Source organism: Paenibacillus bouchesdurhonensis (assembly GCF_900155685.1).
Lineage (GTDB): Bacteria > Bacillota > Bacilli > Paenibacillales > Paenibacillaceae > Fontibacillus > Fontibacillus bouchesdurhonensis.
This window is the reverse complement of the sequence record NZ_LT732548.1, coordinates 1558918-1569245: the sequence shown is the minus strand read 5'-3', so window position 1 is coordinate 1569245 and position 10328 is coordinate 1558918. Positions and strand designations below refer to the sequence as shown.

The 10328-nt window shown below is 48.5% G+C and carries 9 protein-coding genes; all 9 read right to left on the bottom strand.

Annotated elements, in window-relative coordinates; genetic code table 11:
- Positions 1-617: 617 nt before the first annotated feature.
- Positions 618-2180, bottom strand: coding sequence for a LysM peptidoglycan-binding domain-containing protein (locus CZ379_RS11570; RefSeq protein WP_110931767.1), 1563 nt, complete (start codon positions 2178-2180; stop codon positions 618-620).
- 158 nt (positions 2181-2338) lie between these two features.
- The gene (gene ilvE / locus CZ379_RS11565; protein WP_110931766.1) at positions 2339-3217 is read right to left on the bottom strand and encodes a branched-chain-amino-acid transaminase; all 879 of its coding nucleotides are present in this window, start codon (positions 3215-3217) and stop codon (positions 2339-2341) included.
- Positions 3217-4116, bottom strand: a complete 900-nt coding sequence (gene pheA / locus CZ379_RS11560) for a prephenate dehydratase (protein ID WP_110931765.1) — start codon at positions 4114-4116, stop codon at positions 3217-3219. Before pheA ends, ilvE begins: the two co-directional genes overlap by 1 nt.
- Positions 4113-5081, bottom strand: coding sequence for a homoserine kinase (gene thrB, locus CZ379_RS11555; protein WP_110931764.1), 969 nt, complete (start codon positions 5079-5081; stop codon positions 4113-4115). Before thrB ends, pheA begins: the two co-directional genes overlap by 4 nt.
- On the bottom strand, positions 5078-6148 hold the full coding sequence (gene thrC / locus CZ379_RS11550) for a threonine synthase (protein WP_110931763.1): 1071 nt from the start codon (positions 6146-6148) through the stop codon (positions 5078-5080). Before thrC ends, thrB begins: the two co-directional genes overlap by 4 nt.
- Before the next feature lie 37 nt (positions 6149-6185).
- A complete protein-coding gene (locus CZ379_RS11545) occupies positions 6186-7472 on the bottom strand; it encodes a homoserine dehydrogenase (RefSeq protein WP_110931762.1) in 1287 nt (428 codons plus the stop codon).
- 62 nt (positions 7473-7534) lie between these two features.
- On the bottom strand, positions 7535-7972 hold the full coding sequence (locus tag CZ379_RS11540) for an ACT domain-containing protein (protein ID WP_110931761.1): 438 nt from the start codon (positions 7970-7972) through the stop codon (positions 7535-7537).
- 280 nt (positions 7973-8252) lie between these two features.
- Positions 8253-9563 (bottom strand): GTPase ObgE, encoded by a 1311-nt coding sequence (obgE, locus tag CZ379_RS11535; RefSeq protein ID WP_110931760.1) that lies wholly within the window; start codon positions 9561-9563, stop codon positions 8253-8255.
- On the bottom strand, positions 9554-10318 hold the full coding sequence (locus tag CZ379_RS11530) for a Spo0B domain-containing protein (protein ID WP_110931759.1): 765 nt from the start codon (positions 10316-10318) through the stop codon (positions 9554-9556). The genes obgE and CZ379_RS11530 overlap by 10 nt, the downstream gene beginning before the upstream one ends.
- Positions 10319-10328 lie beyond the last annotated feature (10 nt).

Below are 10328 nucleotides of genomic sequence, written 5' to 3'. Positions count from 1 at the left end.
CTTCATGCGAAAAAGCAAATTATCCGGTATTAGCTAACGTTTCCGCTAGTTATCCCAGGCTGAGGGGCAGGTTGCCTACGTATTACTCACCCGTCCGCCGCTAAGTTATTTCGGAAGCAAGCTTCCAAAATAACTTCGCTCGACTTGCATGTATTAGGCACGCCGCCAGCGTTCGTCCTGAGCCAGGATCAAACTCTCCATTAAAGGTGAAAGGAAGTTTTACCCAAAGGCAAATTCTCTTTCAGCTAAGTGTTTGACTTGCTCATTTTGAATCTGACGAGATCAGATTTGCATCTGACTCTATTTTTAGATTTCACTTCCGTGAAACCCGCTCACTCGTTGTTCAGTTTTCAAAGATCAACTTTGTTTCTCGTGCGTCGCTGTGTTTCAGCGGCGACTTAAATAATGTAACACATTTTTTTTGAGATAGCAAGCACTTTTTTTGATAGAAATAATATAATATAAAACTTGCCATCCAAACCCCAAGTAAGTTCATATGATCTTTTGTTTGGGACATTTACTATATCATATGTCGCAAGTATTCAGCAAGCGAATTGGCAATCAATGCACTAGCAAATTACAAGAGAGGTGCCCCGGGCACCTCTCACATGTATCCACTAATTATTGATCCAAGGATTTCGTCTGCTGCTGTACTTTTTTCTGCTTGTTGATTTCTTACCCTTAGGCGCAGCGCTTCGTCCTTGTTGCTTACTTTTCTTAGCTTCAGAAATCCGAGCCTCTTTTGTTGCCTCTTGCGTCGTACCCGTCATTTGCTCAGCATCGGAACCCCGCTCTTCAGACTCATTCTCCTGACTTGCCAAGTCTTCTTCTCTTTTACCGCCTTTGTAGCAATTCTCCTGCATTTGATCGGGAACTCCGTACCCGCCCATTGGGGATACAGGCATGTTCGGCATCCCTCCTTGATATGGCTGAGCTAAATAAGGTGCGTTGGCATAAGGCTGGATCGGCGCAGCGTACCCCGGGCAACCACAGGGGGAATAGGCATGCATCGGCCCAAAATAAGGAGTATGGCAAGGATTCGAATAAGGCGCGTTAGGAGAGACATGGGTCGCATATAAGGGAGCATTGTTCGATGATAGCTGAGCCTGCCCCCCCCAAGGAGCATTGTCGCCTCCGGGGAATGGTGCATTCGGCCAGTAATTCTCCGGCATCACATTTTCCGGTTCAGGATAGCCATACGGCTGGCAAGCTTGATGCGGCTGGTGCCCATAGGGAGCATAATGCTCTGGAGCACAAGGGCTAACATATTGAGGCGATTGATACATCGGTGCATTGGATAACCCCGGATACTCTCCCATAACGGCTTCATTTTGCCATACCGGCGGATAATCGTAATAAGAGGACACCTTCTGGTTCTCAACCTGATAAGGCTGGAATAAATTCTCTGGCTGTTTGCCGTGATCTGAGCACCCGCACGGAGGATAGGGCAGCTTCTGCTCCGCCATTAGCATAGGAGGCTGCTCGACTTGAAATTGATATGGGGAAATAAGCTCAGGACAAGGTTGTTTCGGCATACATGGAGGCTCCTCGTATTTCATCGGCTTTACCTCCATCTGGGGAAGCTGCTGCGGAATGACGGGCATAGGCATGACATTTTCAACAATTTTAATATTCTCAACCTTGACACTTTCCAACTTAATGCTTTCGGGTTTGACAATCGGGGCAGGTTTAGGATTTTCAGCGATCGGTTTGACATTTTCTGGCTTAATATTTTCGGGTTTGATGTTCTCCGCTTTAATGTTCTCCTTTGGAGCCGTGTTTTTCTTCCCCATTGGACTGATCGGGGCTGGATTCGCTCCGATATTGTCAGGCGGATTGTTCGAACCCGATGATGCGGCGCCTGGAATGTTAATAACCTCTCCAACTTTAAGGACATTGGGATCGCTTAATTGAGGATTAGCATTTACCAAAGCCTGCAATGGCAGCCCCCAGGCTTTCGCCAGCTTCCAGAGAGAATCCCCCTGCTTCACCGTATGCTTGTAGATAATCCCCTCTTCTACAGGAACAGCCGTGGTCGGAATTTTCACTTTCATTCCTATGCTAAGCTCATCTGGGTTGCTAATTTGCGGATTAGCCTCAATTAACTTCTGCAAAGGAACATTATACTTTTTTGACAAGTCAAACAAAGTATCTCCTTTTTTTACAATGTGTATTTTCACGCGCTAAAAACCTCCTAGGTTTCTATTCCGGACCGTGATCTTCGCCCGGGGCCCATTTAATACATCCTATGCAGAAGCCCGGCTTTTGACATCCATGTAATGAAAAAAACCTATCCTCTTTGATTAAGTAAAGGATAGGTTCTTCCCGTTCAACTCGATTACCAAACTTTTAAGCCATCTTTATCGACAATGCTGCGGAATTCCTCAAGCAATTGAAGCGTGATCGGCCCAGCATGTCCCTCACCGATAATACGTCCGTCCACTTCGCGAACCGCAATGACCTCAGCTGCCGTACCCGTCAGGAACACCTCATCAGCCACATAAACATCATGGAGAGTGAACGGCTCTTCCTTAAGCTTATAGCCTTTCTCATGACAAATGTCGATAATCGCCTGCCGAGTAATTCCCTCAAGCGCCCCTAAATAGCAGGGAGGAGTCGTAATAACCCCGTTTTTCACAATAAAAATGTTATCTCCGGAACCCTCAGTCACATAGCCCTGCGAGTTCAGCATAATCGCCTCTCCCGCTCCTGATAGATTCGATTGGATTTTGACCAAAATATTGTTCAGGTAGTTCAGCGATTTGATTTTCGGATTCAGCGCATCCGGAATATTTCGTTTCGTGGAGACGGATACCGTCTTCAAGCCAGTTCTGTATGCCTCCTCAGAATAAATCGCCAGCTGCTCAGCGATGATGATGACAGAGGCCTTAGGGCAGCGATTCGGGTCTAACCCTAGGTTGCCGGCACCGCGGGACACAACAAGACGGATGTACCCATCGCGAAGTTCGTTGCGACGAAGCGTCTCAACAAGCGCATCCTCCATCTCCTGATACGTTAAGGGAATGTTCAGCATGATGGATTTTGCGGAGTCATACAAGCGATCCAAGTGCTCTTTGCATTTAAAAATATTCCCATTGTAGATGCGAATTCCTTCGAATATCCCGTCGCCGTATAAGAAACCGTGATCATACACGGAGACCTTTGCATTTTCCTTTGTTACGAATTGTCCATCTAAATAAATCAATTGTTCTGCCATTATTTTCGCACCTCCAGCTTTTGATTTTTAATAGAATAACTCGGGTAAGATCCGAGAATTCGCACTTGGCAGCCTAATGCCTCGATCTCCCCAATGGCTGACTGCAGCAGCACAGATTCAAGGGAAGACAGGACATCCATGTAAAAATAGTAACTTCCCAGCCGTTTCTTCGTCGGTCTCGACTCAATGCGAGATAAGTTCAACTTACGCCAGGCGAATGCCGACAGCACTTGATGGAGAGCACCCGGAAAATCTTCGGGGAGCGTAACGAGGACACTCGTCTTATCCTGTGCCGAATCATTATGCTTCAACTGGAGCGGCTCCTGTCCGATTAGAACGAAGCGGGTATAGTTGTTATCATGATCCGTAACCCGGTTCGCCAAAATATCCAGACCATGCGTCTTGGCTCCAAGCGCGGTGCCAATCGCCGTCCAGCCCTCGCCAGGCCGTTCTTTTACCAGCTTTACGGCTTCTGATGTGCTTGCAACATGCTCCAGCTCTGCCTGGGGCATATGAGCTTTCAAAAATTGCATGCACTGCGCCATCGCTACCGGATGAGACAGCACCTTGGTCACTTTCGAATAATCAAGTACTTTCGAATCCGAATCAGATATAAACTCTTCCCTGTCGCCAATCAAATTTTGAATGGACGGGTAAACCCACTCCACTTGCATGGGGATATCCACCTCGTGGACAAGCCAGTCCATATGCAAGCTGACGGAACCCTCAATCGTATTCTCGATCGGAATGACACTATACTGACTCGCCCCACTTGCCGTCGCCAGAAATACATCGGAAATCTGCTTGCAGTGGAGCAGTTGAATCGGCTCATCTCCAAACAGATGGAGAACCGCTTCATGAGACACCGAGCCTTCCGGCAGCAACGCTATCACTTTCATGCTTTGACTTCCCCTTTAATGGAATCGATAAATTTTACGCCTTTCTCTATAGTAAGCGTCTCAACGCCTTGTGTGCAAGGTTTTAGCCAAATCGTCTGAGCCTTAATCCCCTGCTCGCTAAGCACCTCTATTAAAAAGCGTTCTAATTCCGCTCCCCGCTTCTCACGCTGATCCATCAGCGCAAGCAGCGTAGGTCCGGCTCCGCTAAGCGCAGCACCGAGAGCCCCATGCTCTGTCGCCTCAGCCAATATACGCGCCATGCCCGGAACAAGAGGCGCACGGAAAGGCTGATGCAGGCGATCCTGCATCGCTGAGCGGATCAGATCCAATCTGCCGGAAGCCATCGCGGCAGTAAATAAAGAAGTTCTGCTAATATTAAATATCGCATCCTCTAAGCTAACTTGTTCAGGGAGAATCTGCCGCGCCTTGGAGGTAGAAAGCTGGAATTCGGGAATCGCGACCAGAACCTCTAGTTCAGCCGGCGGTTCGATTCGCAAATATTCGGCGTGCGTCCCATCCCAAACAGCCGTGATCACCCCACCGAACAGAGAGGCGCCCACATTATCCGGATGCTTCTCCAGCGCAGTCGCCATATCGAACAGCTTAGCATCATTCAACGGTGAACCAATCAGCTCATTGGCAGCGACGAGCGCACCGACAATTGCCGATGCACTACTGCCAAGACCTCTTGTGAGCGGAATATCCGAATACATGGAGATTTCCAACTCGGGAAGGGACACCCCTGCTTCACGAAATACAGATTGAGCTACCTCATAGATAAGATTGCTTTTATTTGTCGGGATCCCCTTCATCTGATCCCCATATAAATGAATCTCCGTCTCATTCGCAGGCTTCATTTCGATCCAGGCGTAAAGCGATAGAGCCATGCCGAGCGTATCGAAGCCTGGCCCTAAATTTGCCGTACTAGCAGGTACTTTTACGCGAACGCCCGCTTCGGATATCATTCCTGCTCACCTTGCAGCTTCGCAATGGCCGCCATAACCGCTTCCTCTGTATCCTCCACCACGAGCGGTTCACTGCCAATGCTCTTAATTGCAATGTTAGGATCTTTCAATCCATGGCCAGTCAAGACACAAACTACAGTTTCTCCGCCCTTGAAATAACCTTCGCGATGAAGCTTATACACGCCCGCTACAGATGCTGCCGATGCAGGCTCAGCAAAAATTCCCTCACGAGAAGCAATCGTCTTATAAGCGGTCAATATTTCCTCATCCGTTACGTAATTGATTTGGCCGCCGGATTCCTCAGCCGCAGCTACCGCTGTTTTCCAGCTTGCCGGATTACCGATGCGGATCGCCGTCGCTACCGTTTCAGGTTCCAGAATCGGCTCCCCTTTAACGATGGCCATAGCTCCCTCGGCTTCAAAGCCCACCATACGAGGAAGTGAACCGCTCTTTCCTAGCTCATGATATTCCTTAAAGCCTTTCCAATAGGCTGATATGTTTCCGGCATTGCCGACCGGAATAGCAAGCACGTCCGGAGCTTTCCCTAACTGATCGCAGACTTCGAAGGCCGCCGTCTTCTGCCCCTCAATACGATAAGGGTTAACCGAGTTCACCAGAGTGATCGGATGCTTCGCGGTGATGTCGCGGACAATCTCCAGCGCACGGTCAAAGTTTCCTTCAATTGCGATTACCTTGGCTCCGTAAATCATCGCTTGAGCCAGCTTGCCTAGAGCAATATTATTGTTCGGGATCAGGACGATACAGTTAAGTCCTGCGCGAGCTGCATATGCTGCCGCTGCTGCGGATGTATTTCCGGTAGAAGCACACATAATCGTATTGCTGCCTTCTTCAATGGCTTTAGCCACTGCCATGACCATTCCCCGGTCTTTAAATGAACCCGTCGGGTTAAGGCCTTCATATTTAAAATACAAATCGAGTCCTAATTCTTCAGACAAATTGTCCGCACGAACGAGCGGCGTATTGCCTTCATGCAAAGTGAGCAGCGGTGTTTTGTCGTTTACCGGCAAATATTGTTTGTACGTATGCAGCAATCCAAGATATCTCATGAAATAAAAACCCCTTTTATATTAGGAATAAACTAGCTTAACCTTCTACACGATATAAACTCTTGATCCGGCGAATGACCTTCAGCGTCTCGAAATGCTTCAACACTTTATCCATATTCGCTTTTGTAGCATGATGCGTAACAATAATGATTTCTGCATCTGGCGTATGTTCGTTCGGCGATTGAACGACCGATTCCAGACTTACATCATATTCCCCGAATACCTGGGTGATTTGAGCGAGGACACCCGCTTTGTCGTCGACCTCAAGCAACAGGAAGTTTTTATAAGAAATTTGCTCGTCGGTCTTCAGCCTCTTCTGTTTATAAGGAACCATCGCTTTCAAACCGTTAACCCCCAGCTTCAGGTTCTTCACCACCGCTACGAGATCTGCTACCACGGAAGTAGCCGTGGGCATTTCACCGGCGCCTGCGCCATAGAACATCGTCTCGCCAACCGCTTCGCCATGGACGTAGACTGCGTTGAACACGCCGTTAACGGCCGCAATCGGATGATTCTTCTTCACCATCGTAGGTTGTACACTGACGCTAAACTCATCATCTTGACGATCGGCGATGCCGAGCAGCTTCATCTCATAACCGAGCTTTTTCGCATAGGCGATATCCTCTTTGGATACACTGGAAATGCCGCGGACATCAACATCGCTAAGCTCAACATTCGTGCGAAAGCCTAAAGATCCCAGGATGACCATCTTCCGGGCCGCATCCAGACCTTCCACGTCAGCAGTAGGATCAGCTTCTGCATAGCCTAACTCCTGAGCTTCCTTAAGGACATCCCCATAAGATGCATCCTCCTGGCTCATCTTACTCAGAATATAGTTCGTCGTCCCATTGACGATCCCCATAATCTTAACGATTCGATCGGAAGAGAAACCTTCGATCAGCGTCCGAATGATCGGAATGCCTCCCGCCACACTTGCTTCATAGAATACGTCGCATTGCTTTTCCAGCGCCTTAGCCATAATTTCCGAGCCGTAAAGCGCCATTAAATCTTTGTTCGCCGTCACGATATGTTTACCGCGATCCAATGCTTCGAGAATATATTCTTTGGTTTGGTCGACACCACCCATCACTTCGACAATAACGTCGATTTCTGGATCGCGAATGACTTCCCAAGGATCCTCCGTAAGCTTGCTTTGCTCGATTTCAATGCTCCTAGCCTTGTCCAGGTTTTTGACCGAGACCTTCTCAATGATTATCGGAGATCCAACCTGGCTGCTTAGATCCTCCTGGTGACCTTCAACGATGCGTACCACGCCAGTTCCTACAGTGCCAAGCCCCAGTAATCCTACCTTAACGGGTTTCAATATGAGTCCCCTCCTATTCCCAATACGGGTTATTATCGATATTGTGTTATTGCGGGAGATACCTATCCTTGACCGACAATTTGAATTCTCTTAACGCCGGAGATTTCTTGCAGAGCCTTCATCATCTTATCGAGTTCCTCCGTCAACCGCGAGGTCTCTACGGAAATGACGACATTGGCTCTTCCTTGCAAAGGAATGCTCTGATTAATCGTGAGTACATTTCCGCCCGATCCGGCAAGCAAAGACAGCACTTGCGATAAGATACCGGAGCGGTGCTCCAAGTCGAACGATATCGTGACGATTTCTTCCCGTTCCATTTGATTCAATGGATGAATGCCGTCTTTATACTTATAAAAAGCACTGCGGCTAAGCCCGACCTGCAGCGTCGCTTCATGTACAGTTTTGACGTCTCCGGCGGCTAGCAGTTGCTTCACTTGAAGCGTCTTGATCACCGCTTCCGGCAAAATATCCTCACGAACCAAGTAATAACGCTCCTTCACAAACGTCCTCCCCTTAAAGACTGTTGTTTTCGTATAGTGGACATTATAACGGAAAGAATGTCCGGAGGCAACCTATTTTCCGCACAGATTTTTGCGGATTTTCTTCCACATGCTTTGGAGATAAGGAAAATGTCTGTCGACGTACATTCAAAGAAGATAGATCGTATTTTAGCGGCAGTATGTCAAGCGTTATCAGGAAGCGAAGTCTCCGGATTAGATACTTTCTTAAATATCTTTACAAAAAAAGAGCACCCAACAGGTGCTCCTCTCAAGGAAAGCATCAATAGTAGCTGCTTCCCTCGACAAATTCGAATTCAAAATCGCCAATTCGAACGATCGTTCCATCCTTTGCACCGCGTTTACGCAATTCGTCATCTACGCCCATATGGCGAAGCGTACGCGCGAGCTTCAGAATCGCATCATGCGTATTCAATTGCATTCGCTTCATCATTCTTTCGATCTTCGCGCTTTCGACGACAAAGTCCTCGTTCTCGCGACGAATGATAAAGTCTTGTTCTTCTTCTTTGACCAGCTTATAAACTTTGCGCTCGTTCAAATCTGTAATTTCCTCCAGCACCGGCTCCTCTGGAATCTGATCCAGCAAATCGGCTGTCCTATAGAGCAAATCCTTAACACCCTGCCGAGTTAACGAAGAAATCGGCATAATCTCCAGATCGGGACGAACCTCGCTTACCTGTTCGCGGAATTTTGCGAGATGCTCCTCCGCCTCAGGCATATCCATTTTGTTGGCGGCTACAATTTGCGGACGTTTCTCCAGGTCAGCGTTGTACAGCTTGAGCTCTTCATTGATTTTCAGCCAGTCGTCGAACGGATCGCGGCCTTCAGACCCAGCCATATCGACTACATGGATAATTACGCGCGTTCGCTCAACATGACGGAGAAATTCATGACCCAGTCCAACACCTTCATGCGCCCCCTCTATCAGGCCCGGAAGGTCAGCCATCACGAAGCTTCGCCCTTCGTCGACGTCCACTACACCGAGGTTCGGTGTTATCGTCGTAAAATGATACGCGCCAATTTTAGGCTGAGCTGCCGACACAACTGATAGCAGCGTAGATTTGCCCACGCTCGGAAAACCCACGAGACCTACATCGGCCATAACCTTCAGCTCCAGCACGATCCATCGCTCCTGGCCTTCTTCTCCGTGCTCGGCGAGTTCGGGAGCCGGATTGCTCGGTGTCGCAAAGCGAGTATTCCCCCGTCCCCCGCGGCCGCCTCTAGCCACAATGATCTGCTGGCCGTGTCTAGTCAAATCAGCGAGCACTTCTTGAGTGTCGTCATCGATAACGACCGTGCCTGGCGGAATCCGCACAATCATGTTCTCTGCGTTTGCGCCATGCTGGCTTTTATTCCGTCCTTTGACACCTCGATCCGCCTTAAAGTGACGTTGATAGCGGAAATCCATCAGCGTGCGAAGACCTTCATCGACACGGAATATCACATCGCCGCCCTTACCGCCGTCACCGCCCGCTGGGCCGCCTTCCGGAACATATTTCTCCCGGCGAAAAGCAACGATGCCATCGCCACCGTCGCCGCCCTTTACATATACTTTCGCTTTATCTATAAACATGCGTTCACCTCTTTTAAATTTCCGCACAGCATTCGCAATCGAACAGAGGCTAATGTGGAATTCCCACGCTCGGCTCGGATTCGCTTCCCTGATACAATCTCATCCAGCCGTTTCATAAGAATTTCCGCATTTCCCGATGTTCCTTCCTGTTCAAAGCTGATCAGCACCTCATTATGCTCAAGGCATATCGACATGCTAAGCTGGAGCATTTCTCCCCAGGAAGAACGGCCTGTGAACTGAAAAGCACGGATCGTCGCAATAATGGCCTCTGTCAATTCCTCAGCGTCTTCAGTGGTAAGCAGCTTGCCGAGCTCCAAATCACCCTCGATATTTACCGCAAGTTGAACTGAACTATTTACTTCACGAAACGATTGCAAATAAAAAACCAATGAAGGGATGCCTAAGCGGGATATTTTACTCTCCACAGCCATCCTTTCCTTTATTCTGTCCACACAGCTGGCCAGTTTATCAATTTTGCCCAGTTGAATGTATCCATACAATATTTGCAGGTCGTTCATCCAGTCATGCCGATGGTGGCCCAGCGTAGCGGCCGCAGTTCTTTGAACCGACTCTAACAGCTGCTTGCGCTCATTAGCCGCCTGTTCCTTCAAATACTTGATATAACCCCATAACACCGCCAGCAAACATACGCACAACACAACATACCATACTGTCGAATCCACGAAGTACAATATTACCAACAGAGCAAGCGTAAGTGTTCCGGCAATGACCGGCACTGCGAACCGATGTTTCATGAATTTCCCC

What these genes read in the sequence shown, in the direction of transcription:
- ilvE (WP_110931766.1), bottom strand. Translation starts at nt 3,217, where the DNA reads ATGGCAGAACAATTGATTTATTTAGATGGACAATTCGTAACAAAGGAA.
- CZ379_RS11530 (WP_110931759.1), bottom strand. Translation starts at nt 10,318, where the DNA reads ATGAAACATCGGTTCGCAGTGCCGGTCATTGCCGGAACACTTACGCTT.
- pheA (WP_110931765.1), bottom strand. Translation starts at nt 4,116, where the DNA reads ATGAAAGTGATAGCGTTGCTGCCGGAAGGCTCGGTGTCTCATGAAGCG.
- thrB (WP_110931764.1), bottom strand. Translation starts at nt 5,081, where the DNA reads ATGATATCCGAAGCGGGCGTTCGCGTAAAAGTACCTGCTAGTACGGCA.
- obgE (WP_110931760.1), bottom strand. Translation starts at nt 9,563, where the DNA reads ATGTTTATAGATAAAGCGAAAGTATATGTAAAGGGCGGCGACGGTGGC.
- thrC (WP_110931763.1), bottom strand. Translation starts at nt 6,148, where the DNA reads ATGAGATATCTTGGATTGCTGCATACGTACAAACAATATTTGCCGGTA.